The 14,663-nt window shown below is 69.4% G+C and carries 7 protein-coding genes; 3 read left to right on the plus strand and 4 right to left on the minus strand.

What is annotated here, in order from left to right:
- Positions 1–11 precede the first annotated feature (11 nt).
- Positions 12–4,637: a family 78 glycoside hydrolase catalytic domain gene (locus BLU81_RS11870; RefSeq protein WP_092544283.1), complete on the minus strand. Its 4,626-nt coding sequence runs from the start codon at positions 4,635–4,637 to the stop codon at positions 12–14.
- Positions 4,638–4,887: 250 nt separating this feature from the next.
- On the opposite strand from BLU81_RS11870, the gene BLU81_RS11875 reads away from it, so the two are divergent.
- Positions 4,888–6,786: a PAS domain-containing protein gene (locus BLU81_RS11875; protein WP_172890532.1), complete on the plus strand. Its 1,899-nt coding sequence runs from the start codon at positions 4,888–4,890 to the stop codon at positions 6,784–6,786.
- A 46-nt stretch (positions 6,787–6,832) separates the two neighbouring features.
- Here the strand turns inward: BLU81_RS11875 and BLU81_RS11880 are convergent, their stop codons facing one another.
- Positions 6,833–7,975 carry a chymotrypsin family serine protease gene (locus BLU81_RS11880; protein ID WP_092544287.1) on the minus strand — a complete coding sequence of 381 codons (1,143 nt, stop codon included), beginning with the start codon at positions 7,973–7,975 and terminating at the stop codon, positions 6,833–6,835.
- A 291-nt stretch (positions 7,976–8,266) separates the two neighbouring features.
- Between BLU81_RS11880 and BLU81_RS11885 the strand changes: the two genes are divergently transcribed.
- Entirely contained in the window at positions 8,267–9,817 is a 1,551-nt protein-coding gene (locus tag BLU81_RS11885; protein WP_231954429.1) for a GGDEF domain-containing protein, read from the plus strand.
- A 41-nt stretch (positions 9,818–9,858) separates the two neighbouring features.
- Entirely contained in the window at positions 9,859–10,578 is a 720-nt protein-coding gene (locus BLU81_RS11890; RefSeq protein ID WP_092544291.1) for a DUF998 domain-containing protein, read from the plus strand.
- Between the two features lie 38 nt (positions 10,579–10,616).
- On the opposite strand, the gene BLU81_RS11895 is transcribed toward BLU81_RS11890, so the two are convergent.
- Together BLU81_RS11895 and BLU81_RS11900 are read right to left on the minus strand one after the other, a co-directional pair.
- Positions 10,617–13,508, minus strand: coding sequence for a GH92 family glycosyl hydrolase (locus tag BLU81_RS11895; protein WP_092544293.1), 2,892 nt, complete (start codon positions 13,506–13,508; stop codon positions 10,617–10,619).
- A 113-nt stretch (positions 13,509–13,621) separates the two neighbouring features.
- Complete coding sequence (locus BLU81_RS11900; RefSeq protein WP_092544295.1) at positions 13,622–14,497, minus strand: serine/threonine-protein kinase; 876 nt, start codon at positions 14,495–14,497, stop codon at positions 13,622–13,624.
- Positions 14,498–14,663 lie beyond the last annotated feature (166 nt).

The raw sequence follows: 14,663 nt of genomic DNA on the forward strand, positions 1-14,663 counted from the left end.
TCAGCTCATGTTTACTCAAGGACGGACCACACGTCGGCGATGGACGGATCGTAGTTGTGGCCGCCGGAGTCCTCCTGGAATCGGACTCGCACCGTGCCGTCCGCGCCCAGGTCGGCCCGGTCCACCAGGATCTGGTAGCTGACGGTGCCCTCGGCACTCGCGGTGCGCCGGTAGGACCGGGCGTGGACGAGGACGCCGTCGACCAGCACGTCGTAATCCTTGATCTGCGCCTGGTTGTAGGTCTCGACGGCACGCAACACGAACGGCCGGCCGGCCGGGACCGCCAGGTCGAACTCGAAGTAGGCGCCGACGACTCCCTGCTGGGTGTATCGGCGGGTCTTCCCGGCTTCGGTGTTGGTGCCCGAGGTGGCCGAGGCCGTCAGGTGGTGGGCCTGCTCCGAGGTGCCGTCGCCGAGGTCGACGTGGTCGGCGGCACCGGACGGCGGTACCGCGACGACCACCCGTACCTCGGTCGTGACCCGCTCCGCCTGGCCGGGGCCGGTGGCAGCCGTCAGATTGGCGGTGCCCTCAGTGACGGTCAGTGGTGCGGTGACCGGTAGCGTAACCGTCTGTTCCCGGCCCGCGACCAGGGAGTACCGCTGTCCGGGGACGACGGGCCATCCGGCGGGCGCGGAGACGGTGAACTCGCCCTGTGCCGGGACCGTCGAGCGGTTGCGCAACGTCACAATGACCTCGGTCGTCTCGCCGGGGGTCACGGTGTCCCGGTCCGCGGTGAATCCGGTGATCTCGACCGGGGGTGCGATCGTGAGCGCGGCACTGATCGGCAGGGTGGCGGCGCCGGTGTGCAGCCGGTAGGCGACGGTGCCGGTCAGTTCGGCGGGGCCGGGTGTCTGGTCCGTCGCGACGCGAACGTCGTAGCGGGCGGTCACCGTCGCGCCGGGCTTCACCGTCGTCGACGGCGCCGGTCCGGCCGGTGTCACGGTCCATCCGGTGGGAGCGGGAACGGTGAAACGTACGCCGGTCAAGGGTGTGCCGCCGTTGTTCCGCAGTTTCGCCTCGACCCGGATCACCGCTCCGGGCAGGAGATCCCCGGCCGGCACGTGCACCGAGGCGACCGCGCCCACCAGCACGGCCGAAACCCGGGACAGCCGATTCCGTACGTCGGACAGCACGGCCCGGACTTCAGCGGCGGCCGGCGCGGGCAGGTGTCCGGCCCACCGGTCGAGATCGGCGGCTTGCGCCAGCGCGAGGTGCACGCTGGTGGCGGTGGCCGCCGGGGACACCGTGCGGTAACCACGGTCGGCGGTCGTGGTGGTGAGCGCCAGGGTCCGGGCCAGTGCCGTGGCCACCGGCCACTCACCGACCAGGCCGGGCAGTCTCCCGGCCGCGGTCCGGGCCTCGCCGAGGTCACCGCGAACGGTGTCGACGGCGAACCGGTAGCTGCCGGAGCCCACGGTGAACACCGCGTTGGGCCCGCTCATCTTGACGAAACGGACACCGGTGGCCGCGGAGGCGGGGCGGCCCGCCTCGGTCACCGCCCAGCGGCTGGCCGCCGGGATCTCCACGGTGGCCGTGGTGTTGCCGGGAACGGTGACGTTCAGCGACATCTGCCCGGCGGCGTCGAGTTTCCAGTCGCTGACGAACCGGCCGTACCGGGACTGGTAGGCGGCCCGGGCCGAGGTGAGGCCGCCGCCCGGCCGCGGCGCGATGGTGACGTGCCGGTATCCGGGTGCGGTGTCGTCCGGGCGGATGCCGCCGATGGTGCGGTACATCCAGTCGCCGACCGCGCCGTACGCGTAATGGTTGAAGGAGTTCATGCCGACGTCGCCGAAGGTGCCGTCGGGTTTGATGGAGTCCCAGCGTTCCCAGATCGTGGTGGCGCCGCGCTCGATCTCGTAGCCCCACGAGGGGTAGTCCCGGTTCGTCAGCAGCCGGTAGGCGATGTCCAGGTTGCCGGTTTCGGTGAGCGCGGGCAGCAGGTCGGGGGTGCCGAGGAAGCCGGTGGACAGGTGGTGGCCGCGGTCGGCGACCCGCTCCGCCAGGCGTGCACCGGCGGCGTCACGCAGCGCCGGCGGTACCAGGTCCATGCTCAGGGCCAGGACGTACGCGGTCTGGCTGTCGCCTTGGACCCGGCCGTCGGCGGAGAGGTAGGCGTCGGCGAAAGCGGCGGCGACGGCGGTGGCCCGAGCGCCGTACTTCTCGGCGTCGGCGCTATGACCCAGAGCCGTCGCCATCTCGGCGAAGAGCCGGGTGCTGTACGCGGAGTACGCGGTCCCCACCACACCGGCCGGAGTCGGGTCGTCCAGGTTCAGCCAGTCCAGGTACGGACCGGCGTCCGGCCGCAACAGTCCCTGACTGCTGGCCTGCAGGTAGTCGACGTACCGGCGCATCGAGTCGTAGTGATCGGCCAGCACCTTCGTGTCGCCGTACCGTTTCCACAGCGTGTGCGGCACGGTGATACCGGCGTCCGCCCAGCCGGACACGCCCTCACCGCAGCATTTCCGGGGCGCCACGTCCGGATAGGCCCCGTTGGCCGACTGGGCGTCCCGCAGGTCCGCCAGCCACTTGGTCAGGAAGCTCAGCGAGTCCATGTTGAACGTCGCGGTCTCGGCGAAGACGTTGATGTCGCCGGTCCACCCGAGGCGTTCGTCGCGGGCTGGGGTGTCGGTCGGGATGGACAGGAAGTTGCCGCGCTGGCCCCAGACGATGTTGCTCTGCAACTGGTTGATCATCGGGTCGGAGGTGGTCAGCTCACCGGTGAACGGCGCTGCCGTGCCCATCACCCGCCCGGTCACCGCGGACAGCGCCGGGGTGCCGGGGAAACCGGTCAGCTCCACGTACCGGAAGCCGTGGAAGGTGAAGCGTGGCTCGTACACCTCGGCGCCGGTTCCGGCCAGGGTGTAGTAGTCGGTGGCCTGGGCGGTCCGCAGGTTGGCGGTGTAGACGGTGCCGTCCGGGTTGAGGACCTCGGCGTGCCGGATCCGTACCTGTTTCCCGGCCTCGCCGGTGACCCGCAGCCGGACCGAACCGACCATGTTCTGGCCGAGGTCGAACACCCACACTCCGGGGCGGGGCTGGGTGACGGCTCTGGCCTTCAGCTCCGCGGTCACCTTGACCGGCGGGTCGACCTGTGCGACCAGGCGCTTCGTCGGGTCGTCGGCGCTGGTGTCCCGCACGGTGGCCGGGGACCAGGCGGTGTCGTCGTAGGCGGACCGGCGCCAGCCCGGCGGGTCGAGGCGCGCGTCGTACGTCTCGCCGTGGACGTTGTCGCCGCGCAGCACCGGGCCGTCGGCGGACCGCCAGGTGCCGTCACTGCCGATGACCTGTGACGTGCCGTCGGTGTAGTCGATGTGCAGTTGCGCCAGCAGTTCGGGCCGCTGGCCGTAGAGTTTGTCGCCGAACCAGGCGATGTGGCCGGACCACCAGCCGTCCCCGAGCATCGCGCCGATGGTGTTGTCCCCGGCGACGAGTTGTGCGGTGACGTCGAAACTCTGGTACTGGATCCGCTTGGTGTAGTCGGTCCAGCCTGGTGCGAGCTGGTGGTCGCCGACCCGGGAACCGTTGAGCGACAGTTCGTAGACGCCGAGCGCGGTCGCGTAGATCCGGGCCCGGCTGACCGTGCGGTCGACGCGGAACTCGCGCCGCAGCAGTGGCTTCCCGCCGAGGTCGGCCAGCAGCGTCTCGGTCGTGCCGGAGAGGGCGAGGCCCTGTGCGGTGGGCGTACCGGCGGTGAACGGGTTGGTCCCCTCGGTCAGATCCGCGTCGACCTCGACCCGGTCGCCGGCGGTGACCTTCACCGAGTGGACGACGGCCGTCTCCGGGTCCGATGTCCGCAGCCCGACGGTCCCGCTGGTGATCCGGCTGTCGACGGTGGTGTCGACCAGGGTGCCGTCCACGAAGGTCCGGATGGTGCTGCCGGCCGCCTCGATGCGCAGGTCGTGTGGCTTGTTGAAGTCCGCGGGCGCGACGACGTCGCCGATCGGCACCTGTTTCAGCAGCTGCCAGGTGCCGCCGATCCGGACGTGCGGGCGCAGCACCGGGACGTCACCGAAGTCGGCGAGTTGCCACATGTAGGCGTCGTTGACTCCGCGGGCACGGAAGAAGACACCTGCCGCGTCGCGGGTCACCGTCAGCCGGACGTCGACCGTGTAGTCCGTCCAGGAGGCGCTGGGGCGTTCGCGGCCGATCCACTTCGCCCGCCAGTCCTCGGTTCGCAGCAGACCCGTCTCCCACCAGGACGGTGCGCTCCAGGGCGAGCGGCGGCCCTCGGCGTCCCAGACGCGGACCTGCCAGTGGTAACGAGTGGCGGAGGTGAGGGCGGGGCCGTCGTACCGGACCTGGGTGGAGTTCGTGCTCGCCGTGCGGCCGCTGTCCCAGACGTCGGCGGTGCCGGCGGACAGTCCGGCTGCGGTGGAGGCGACTCTGACCTGGTAGGCGGATTGGGTGACGCCGCGCTGCGGGGAGCTGATCAGCCAGCCGAGTCGCGGCTGCGGCGTGTCGAGGCCGAGGGCGCCGCTGACGCCTTCGACGGTGAGGCCGGTGACGGCCGGGGTCGCGGCAGCCGCGGCGGCCGGGCCGGAGGTGACGGCGATCGCGGTGGTGGCGACCATCGTGACGGTAAGGAGTTGAGCGCCCGCCCATCGGGCGGCGCGCCGGAGTCTCGTTCCTCGGTTCATGATTCACCCTTCGAAATCGGGCATGCCGATGTGCGGCACGGGAGGCGTGCCGAGCAGGTGGAACGTGATGGTGAAACGTTTCACGAAACAGGTAACACGATCGTACGGACCCCGTCACACAAACGCAACGATTGACAACCGCGGATGCCGTACCACCGGTTGTTCAAGTCTTTCTCAAGTCGTCCGCCTCGCGACCGATCAGTCTCTACGCCGAATGGGGCAGCATCGCTGCGAGCGGAAGGAACGGACTTTGTCGGATCAGGCGGCCATCACGGGTGACACGGACGAGCTGCTGGCCGAGCTCAGGAGCCAGGTCGAGGCGTACGAGCGGGGTTCAGCCACCGCCGAGTACAGCCCGGACGGCGTGCTACTGCGGGCGAACAACGCCTTCGCCGCGCTGGTGGGCTTCGCCCCGGCCGCGATCGTAGGCATCGACCACCACTCGCTGGTCTCCCCCGAGATGGCCGGGTCACCGGAATACCTCACCCTGTGGGAGCAACTGCGTTCCGGCGGCAATCTCACCGGCGAGTTCCGGCTGCTCTGGCAGGGCAGCGACGAACGGTGGATCCGCTCCAGCTGGGTGCCGGTGAAGAACCGCGCCGGCCAGGTGGTCAAGGTGATCGAGCAGGCGCTCGACGTGACCCAGGGCAAGCGAGCCGCAGCCGACGCGCACGGCAAGATCCAGGCGATCTCCCGGTCCCAGGCGGTGATCGAGTTCGACCTCGACGGCTACATCCTGGACGCGAACCACAACTTCCTCGACCTGGTCGGCTACTCCCGGACCGAGGTCATCGGCCGGCACCACCGGATGTTCGTCCCCGCCCAGGACGCGCAGTCCGAGGCGTACCAGGAGTTCTGGCAGCGCCTCGGGGCCGGCGAATTCGTCTCCGGAGAGTTCCGGCGGATCGGCCAGAACGGGCGCGAAGTGTGGCTGCAGGCCGTTTACAACCCGATCCTGGGCGTCGACGGCGAGCCCTGGAAGGTGGTGAAGTTCGCGGTCGACGTGACCGCCACGAAACTCGCCAACGCCGAGTTCGAGGGGAAGGTCGCGGCGATCAACCGGTCGCAGGCGGTGATCGAGTTCGATCTGAACGGGCATGTCCTCAGCGCGAACGAGAACTTCCTGGACGCGGTCGGGTACCGGATGGCCGACGTGATCGGCCGGCACCACCGGATGTTCGTGTCGGCGGAGACGGCCGACTCCACCGAGTACGCGGACTTCTGGCGGCGCCTGCAGCAGGGCGAGTTCGTCTCCGGGGAGTTCCACCGTTACGGCAAGGACGGGCGCGACGTCTGGCTGCAGGCCACCTACAACCCGATCTTCGGGCTCGACGGTAAGCCGTGGAAGGTGGTCAAGTTCGCCAGCGACATCACCGAGGCCAAGGCCCGCAACGCCGACTTCGAGGGCAAGGTGACCGCGATCCGGCGCTCGCAGGCGGTGATCGAGTTCGACCTCGCCGGCACCGTACTGGAGGCCAACGACTCGTTCCTCGACCTGATGGGCTACCGCCTGGACGAGATCCGTGGCCGGCACCACCGGATCTTCGTCGCCACCGAGGAGGCGGCCCGGCCGGAGTACCGGGCCTTCTGGGAGAAGCTGGGACGCGGGGAGTTCCACTCCGCCGAGTACCGGCGCATCGCCAAGGACGGCGGTGAAGTGTGGATAAGAGCCACCTACAACCCGATCCTCGACGCCGACGGCAAGCCGGTGAAAGTGGTCAAGTTCGCCAACGACGTCACCGCTGAGAAGCTGCGTAACGCCGAGTTCGCCGGGCGGCTGGCCGCGATCGACCGCTCGCAGGCGGTGATCGAGTTCGACCTGGACGGCCGGATCCTGACCGCGAACGAGAACTTCCTGAGTACGGTCGGGTACACGCTGGCGGAGATCGCCGGCCGGCACCACAGCATGTTCTGCACCGCCGAGTACGCCGACTCCGCCGAGTACCGGGACTTCTGGGCTAGCCTGCGCAGCGGCGAGTTCCGCTCCGGCCGCTTCCACCGGCACGGCAAGGACGGCCGGGACGTCTGGATCCAGTCCAGCTACAACCCGATCCTGGACCTGTCCGGGCGGCCGATAAAGGTGATCAAATACGCCTACGACGTCACCGAACAGGTCCACCTCGAACAGCGACTGAGCGTCTCGGCGTAGTCACCCTCCTGGACCGGCCCGGGTGACCGGGCCGGTCCAGCGTGGGTCAGTCGGCGATCCAGATGCCGTAGTCGCGGGTCGCGGTGCCGAAGTCCTGGAAGCCCAGGATCGTGTTGTTGCCGACGTACGTGTAGTTGTTGATGCCCTTGGCGATGGTGTTGCCGCTGGCCGACGGGCCGAAGACGGGGCCGCCGCTGTCGCCGCCGCGGACCGCCGGCTGGCCGTCCACCTGCCGGGCCTCGACGGCGTCTCCGGAGTCGGTGTTGAACTTCTCGACCCGCAGGCCGCAGACCGGGGCGCCGGTGTCGCGGGCCGAGGAGCCGCCGGACTGGCACAGGTACTCGCCGGGGAACACCCAGTCCCAGCCTTCGACGGTGGTGACCAGGTTGCTGTCCAGGCCACCGACGTACATCAGGTTGTCGGATCCGCTCGGGGTGTGGACCAGCCCGATGTCGTGGCTGTCGAGGTCGCCGGTGAACGTGCCGACGAACTCGCCGGTGCCGTCGCGGATCGTGTCGCCGTTGCTGCCGCAGTGCCCGGCGGTCAGGATGAACTCGGCGTCGGCGTTGCGGACCGCGAAGCCGGTGGTGCAGCGGGAGTTGCCGTTGATCTGGTCGGCGCCGCCCTTCCACTGCGGCCAGTCGTCGCGGCGGCTGGTCAGGACCTTCTCCCCCTGGTCGGTCAGCTCGACCGGCACCCCGACCGGCGGGATCTGCGCCGTGGTGAAGCCGGCGCCTCCGCCGGCGACGTCGACGACCACCCGGCTGCCGTCCACGGCGTACTTGATGCGCGGCTTCCCGGCGGCCAGGGAGGTGCGGAGCTCCGCACCAGCCGCGCGCAGCTCGCTCAGCGAGTACGCGGCGCCGGCGATCCGGACGGGGGCCTGCCGGCGCGCGGTGTCGACGGCCCGGCGGACCGGGGCGGGAACCGTGCCCTTCCACCAGAGGACGACCCGGTCGTCCTGGATTTCGAGCCCGGCGTATCCGGTGTCCGCGTCCAGGTCGAGGACGCGCCGGATGGTTCCGGCGGCCTGGACCAGGGGGATCTGCCGGCGGGCCTCGGCGGGGAACTCGAACCGCTGCGAGACCGGCTGCGGGGCCGGTTTCGCGGCGGCGGGTGCGGGAACGCCGGTGAGGATCAGCGCGGCGACGATGCCGAATGCAGTGCCCAGACGCCTGTTGTCGTTCATACGGTGTGCCTCTCCACGTGGGGAACGGATGACCGTTAGATCGACAACAGTCTATAAGTAAAGGTTCCTAAATTCGAGACGGCGTCATCCGGATGTCGCGGCCGGCTGCGGGCGGGGTCGAGCGGCAGGTCACGCATCCGGCGGATCGGTGTGGAGAGGTAGATGATCGGGTCCTTGAAATGCCCGGGTGGCCGGATCCGCGGATCTGACGGTGACGGGCTCGCGGGCGGGTGATCCTTGAATCCGGCTCGGATCAGCCGACCATAGAGCCATGCGAGACGGGTCGTGCCGATGAACCGCCTGCCGGTGCTGGTGTCGCCGTACGGTCCCTTCGCCGGCATCGCGTTGCGGGTCCATGACCTCACCATGCGCGGGCACCACACCGAGACGCTGCTCGCCGCGGACGAGGCCGAAGCGGTCGCGGAGCTGCTCGGCGACCAGCGCACCCGCCGGATCAGCCGCCAGGCCCGGATGTATGCCCTCGGCGCTCTCGGCCGGCTCGACGAGGCACTGCTCATCGCCGAGGAACTGGTCGCCGAACAGAGCACCCTGGGCGGCCCGAAGGCCACCGACGCCAAGATCATGGCGGACGCCGCCGAGGTACTGATCCACCTCGGCTGCATCGACGACGGACTGCACTACATGGCCAAGGCCCTGGCCGTGCTGAAGGTGGCGCCACGCCGGAGCATGCGGTACTTCTCCGCGATGGCTTCGCTGGCCGAGGCCGCCCAGAGCGCCGAGCTGTACGAACTCGCCGACGACGCCATGCGCCAGGCGATCGAGGCCTTCGACGTGACCGACGTCCAGTACCGCGCCTCCGCCTCACTCGCCCACGTGGAGCTGTGGGTGGAGTGGGCTCTGCGATTGGAACAGGTGGGCCGGGCCGAGGAGGCGGCGGTCCTGTTCCGCAAGAGCACCACGGAGCTGGAGTTCTGGTTCGGTGAGGGTCTGGACTCCCCGATCGGTGTGGCGGTTCTCGCGATCTGTCACGCCAAGGGCGGCCGGATCCCCGAGGCCTTGGCCCTGGTCGCCGACCTGCTGCCCAACATGCGCGCGACCGGCCAGCACCACGAGGCCCGCCTGCTGCATCTCGCGCACGGGCTGGCACTGCGCGCCGACGGCGAGTGGCGGGCGGCCGGGCGCGAGTTCCGGGCCGCGCTGCAGCTCTCGGTGCTGCGTTCCCAGAAACTCTTCTTTCAGTACGAGGTGGCGGTCACCGCCGCACTCGAGTTCCCCGGCGAAACGACCCAGGCGATCCTCGAAGCGCTGCAAGGCCACGTCGACGCGCTGTGGCAGCTGCGGATGGACCGGCGCACCATGCTGCGCCAGGCGTTCCGCCGGGTGGAATTGGAAGCCGCCCGGACGACCGCTGACCTGGCCGCCAGCTCGGACGCCCTGACCGGGCTCGGTAACCGGCGGATGTTCGACCGCCGGATCAACGCGGTCACGAGCGGCGAATCCCTGCTGCTCATCGACGTGGACCACTTCAAAGGCATCAACGACCGCTACTCGCACGGCGTCGGCGACCGCGTGCTCAGCGAGATCGCCGCGGTGTTGCACGCACACTGCCGCCACGGCGAGGCGGCGATCCGTTTCGGCGGCGACGAGTTCGCCATGTTCCTCGCCGTCGGCGAGCAGGAGGCCCGGCAGATCGCCGCACGCATCCGCGGTGTGCTCCGGTCCCGCGACTGGGACACCATCATGCCGGGCCTGACGGTCACCCTGAGCATGGGCTTGGCCGAGTACCGCTTCGGCGAAGCCGGTCCCGACCTGTACAACCGGGCGGACGCCGGCCTGTACGCCGCCAAGGTCTCCGGCCGTGACCAACTGGCCACCGTCTGATCCCTCCCGCCCGGGGCCGGGCTGTCGATCATGATGGTGGGATGACACGGATCCGGCTCACGGCTGTCGCCGCCGCCCTGGCGGTGGCGAGCGGCACCGCCATGATGGTGTTCACGCTGGGCACCGGGCCCGGGCGCTGGTGGCAGGGGTACGTCAGCGAGGCCGGCACTGCCGGTCAGCCTTATGCGGTCACGTATCGCTGGGGACTGATCACGCTGGCCCTCGGCGTCGCACTGTTGAGCGTGGCCCGATCAGCGGCACCGCGCCGGGCCGGGCCACCGTCCGGAATACGGCGCCGGCTGGCGGGGACGTTCTGGTTACGAGGGTCGCTCGGGCCGCTGCTCGACGGCACGGTGACGGTGTGGGCTCTCGCGGTCGCCGCCGTCCTCGCGGCAGTCTCGGGAGCGGTGCCGTGCAGTGACCAGTGCCCGCTGCCGCCGTACGAACCGACGACCATCGCCGATGTCGTCCACGCGGGGGCGAGTGTCGTCGGCATGGTGGTGCTGGCGGCGGCGATGGCGACGATGTGGTTCTCGGCCCCGGAACGCGCCGTCCGATGGCTCGCGGGTGCAGCGGTCCTGCCGACTGTTCCGCTCGGGGCAGTGCTGGCGGTGACGATGCTGGTCGTCGGGCGAGGAACTCTGGGTGCCGTGGTGGAACGTCTGGTACTGCTGATCGCCGTGGCCTGGCTGGTCGGCGTGGCCCTGCTCACCGCCCGGCCGGTCCGGGAGTCCACTCCCCCGCCGCGGCCGGGACGCTGAGGGCGTCCCGGCCACGGTCGGAGTGGAACAGGCGACGGTCAGCTGACCGCGACGTCGAAGATGTGCATGATGCCCTTGTCGGTGTTCGCGGGCAGGGTCACCGACGCCACCGTCCTGGCCGGGTCCAGGGTGGCCGGGGCGGAGGCGAAGATGCGGAAGGTGCCGGTTCCGGCGGTGCCGTTGACGTTGTTGCGCCCGGTGAGGGTGACCGCCGTGGTCTCGCCCGCGGCCGGGTTCGCCGCCCAGTCGCTCAGGGTGAGCGGGACGTTCTGGCTGGTGCCGTCGGTGTAGGTGACCACCGCGGTTCCGGTGGCGGGGCCGTTGGTGGACAGGCCGAGGACGGACAGTGTGCGGCCGGATCCGCCGACGGTGATCTTCTGGCCGTGCGGGATCCAGTTGTCCGGCTTACCCGGCTCGGCGGTGGGCCAGGTGAAGGACGTCCCGGGCACGGTCGCGCCGGGTGTCACGCCGGCCGCGGCCAGCGACGTACGGGACAGGGACCAGTCGCTGAGGTCCAGCGAACCGAGGTTTCCCTTGCCGTCGGGGGTGGTGCCGGCGTTGTTGCGCGCGTCCGCGCCGTCGGTGTAGGAGGGCGGAACGTCGGCGGCGCCGGTGCCCCAGCTGTCGGCCGTGGATTTCATGGTGAAGTCGAGGGTGCCACCCTCGGTCAGGAACGTGCTGTCGATCCAGGACGCGGTCTGCGCCTTGCCGTTGACGCGGAGACCGTTGACGTAGCGGGCGCCGGAAGCCGTACCCGCCGCCTTGATCTTGATCTTGCGGGAGGGGGCGGCTGCCGGGTTGATGGTGATCTCGTCGAACATCGGGCCGCTGATCACCAGATCACCCGTGCCGTAGACGGCAGGATAGAGCCCGATGTTGGCGAATACGTACCAGGCACTCAGCGCGCCCTGGTCGTCATTGCCCGGCAGGCCGGACGGCGAGACATCGTACATCTCGGAGACAGCCCGGTAGAGGACGTCCGTCGCCTTGGCCGGCGCTTGCAACCAGTGGTAGACCCACGGGGTCCCGAACGCCGGCTGATTCGACAGATAGTTTCCGGTCTGGGTGTACGCCCCGGCGTCCAGCCGCTCCATCAGCTTGTCGAGCGCGATCGTGGACTCCGCGATCCCGCCCCGAGCCGCGACCAGTGTCGACAGATTGTGCGGCACCAACCAGCCGTACTGATAGCCGGTAGATTGGTTGAACTGCCCGCGACCGGCGGAATCGTCGCGGACCCGCAGGTCGAAACTCCGATCGAACCCGTTCCGCGACCGCGGAATGAGGTGTTTCGACACCGGGTCGAACACGTTCATCCAGTTCTGCGACCGCCCCGAGAAATACTCGTAGGCCTCGGTGTCACCGAGTCGCTGCGCGAGCTGCGCGATGGCGAAATCGTCGATCGAGTATTCGAGGACGCGCGACGTGGCGAAATCCCCCTTGGCGTTCTCGATCAGGCCGGTGGAGAAGTACTGGTAGCCGTCCGACCGGGTGGTTTTCGTGGCCGGAAGGGTCTGGGTGGCCTTCATGGACGCGAGCGCCGCCGCCCGGTCGTAATCGGTCGCACCCATGTCGTCGAGTGTCGCCAGGATGACCTGGTAGTTGTCGCCCTGCATGCGGGCCGCGCCGGGCGCCCAGGTGCCCTTCTGCTGGGTGAGCGCCACGATCGACCTGTTGATGTCGTTCGCGACCTGCGGGAACGTCAGCGCCAGGAGCTGAACCTGGCTGCGGTACGCGTCCCAGCCCGACCCGGCGAAGTTGACGTTCTTGTAGAAGTGGTGACCGCGATCGATCAGGTGCACCTGGTCGTCGAAGCCCAGGTACTGACCGTTCACGTCCTCCCGCACGTTAGGGTGCAGGAACGAGTGGTAGAGCGCGGTGTAGAACTTGGTGCGCTGCTCAGATGTCCCGCCGTCGGCGTCGATCGTGCCGAGGGCGTCCTTCCACAGCTTCTTGGCGTCGTGCTTGACGTCGTTGAAACCGTCCCGGCCGACCTCGGTATCCCGGTTGAGAGCCGCGTTCGCGACGCTGACGTAGCTGAAACCGGTCTTCGCGACGACCTTGGCGCCCTGCGGGAAGGTGAGCCACGCGCCGGTGTCGTGACGGTAGTCCACACCCGTGTCGGTGGTGCTCTTGACCGCGTGCGTGGAGCCGACGGTCATCGCTTCGTCGGTCCAGGTGCCGAAAGACGAGAATTCGTGGTCGTACGTGGTGGAGAAGTAGGCCTTGTAGAGGTTTCCCACATCACAGACGTCGGTTCCGTACATCCAGCCCGAGACGGTCCGGGTGGCGGCGTCCACGAACACCTCGCTGCCGAACGTCCGGTTGTTCGGCCCGGAGACGTCCAGGATCAGCGTCGAATCCCCGCTCTTCGGGAAATCGAATCGGCTGACCGCGGTCCGGGCGGTGGCCGTCAGTTCCACCTCGACGCCGTTGTCCAGCGTCACGCCGTAGTAGCCGGGTTGCGACTGTTCGTTGGCGTGACTGAACGGCAGGTAATAGTCCTTGATCGCCGAGGCCGGGCTGGACGGCAGGACACCGCCGGCCAGCCCACCGGCATACGGAATGGTCGGGAACTCGTACCCGCCGAATCGGCCGGTGCAGCCGGTTCCGGAATGGCGGGTCATCCCGAATCCGCGGATCAGCGAGGCGGTGTACTCGTACCCGCCCTTCTGCCCGACGTTGGCATTGCCCTCGGCCCAGGTCGTCGGGCTCGGCTGGACCATGCCGAACGGCACCGACGCGCCGGGATACGTGTTCCCGTAAGCGTCGTTGCTCTTGTTCTGCGTGGTGTCCAACTCGGTGCCGATGAATTGGTCGACGGCGTCGAACGCCGAGATCTCCGCGGGCGACGCGATCGCCGCCGACGGCATCAGAACCACGGTCGCCACCAGGACCGTCCGCAGGGTGCGCCCAGCACTCCAGCCAGTCATGTGTTTCCTTCACAGGTATCGACAAGTTTCGTCGGCGCCACTGTCGTCGGCGTATCTCGTCCTAACACGACGATCACGCAACGGGAAGGAAACCTAAAGATCAACTTCCGGGGTCAGCGGCGCCCGAGAATCGTCCGGAGACTCCACTCCCGTTTCTTCGCGGATACCGGCTGCTCCCCGCGGAGAAGGGCGTCGAGCAGCTCTCTCGCGGTGGGCCGCCGCGCCGGATCCCGGGTCAGTGCCCGCTCGACCAGCGGCCGCAGCCATCCCGGCAGCCCGGTCAGGTCCGGAGTGCCGCTGAGGATGCGCATAGCGATCGCCGACGCCGAGTCCCCGGCGAACGGGGTACGGCCGGTCGCCGCGAACGTCACCACCGCACCCCAGGCGAACACGTCGGCGGCCGCGGTCAGCGACTGCCCGCCCGCCGGGTCGAAGCGTTCCGGCGCCATGTACGTGATCGTGCCGACCAGGTGATCAGGTTTGGTGTGCCGGCTGGTCACCTCGAACGCCTGGGCGATCCCGAAGTCGATGACCTTGACGCCGTCCGGCGCGACCAGCACGTTGTCCGGCTTCAGATCACGGTGGATCACCCCCGCGCCGTGGATCGCGGTCAACGCGGTGGCCAGGCCGGTGGCGGTCCGGTGCAGGGTGGCCCCGGCGAGCGGCCCCTGCTCGCGGACCAGGGCGGCGAGGTTGGGGCCGTCGACGTACTCGATGACCAGGTACGGCGGGTCGTGACCGGGATCCGCGTCCAGCACCGCGGCGGTGGCCAGCGGCGGAACCTGCCGGGACCGCGTCACCTCACTGCGGAACCGTCCCCGGAACTCGGCCTCGTCCATGTGCTCAGCGCGGCCCATCTTGATCGCCACCCGGCGGCCGTCCGGTGCCCGGCCGAGGAAGACCGAACCCATCCCGCCCGAGCCGAGCCGGCCGATCAACTGGTACTGCCCGAGCGCGCCCGGGTCATCCGGCCGCAGCGGCTTGATCATGTAGCCATCTCTCCCCGCCACTGTCCTCTAGCGACGGCGAGCCTACTAGAGATCGATCTGAACGCGCCGGGGCCACCGCGGGGCATTGTCCGTCTCGCCGGCAGTGCTGCCATCGCCGCCTCCGGTAGACGCTGATCGCCAGGAAGAACACCTGATGACCGAGCGC

Origin of the sequence: Actinoplanes derwentensis (assembly GCF_900104725.1) — a bacterium.
GTDB lineage: Bacteria > Actinomycetota > Actinomycetes > Mycobacteriales > Micromonosporaceae > Actinoplanes > Actinoplanes derwentensis.

Bases quoted from the DNA above. Each gene is read 5' to 3' on its own strand.
- BLU81_RS11870 (WP_092544283.1), bottom strand. From the start codon at position 4,637: ATGAACCGAGGAACGAGACTCCGGCGCGCCGCCCGATGGGCGGGCGCT.
- BLU81_RS11880 (WP_092544287.1), bottom strand. From the start codon at position 7,975: ATGAACGACAACAGGCGTCTGGGCACTGCATTCGGCATCGTCGCCGCG.
- BLU81_RS11885 (WP_231954429.1), top strand. From the start codon at position 8,267: ATGAACCGCCTGCCGGTGCTGGTGTCGCCGTACGGTCCCTTCGCCGGC.
- BLU81_RS11890 (WP_092544291.1), top strand. From the start codon at position 9,859: ATGACACGGATCCGGCTCACGGCTGTCGCCGCCGCCCTGGCGGTGGCG.
- BLU81_RS11895 (WP_092544293.1), bottom strand. From the start codon at position 13,508: ATGACTGGCTGGAGTGCTGGGCGCACCCTGCGGACGGTCCTGGTGGCG.
- BLU81_RS11900 (WP_092544295.1), bottom strand. From the start codon at position 14,497: ATGATCAAGCCGCTGCGGCCGGATGACCCGGGCGCGCTCGGGCAGTAC.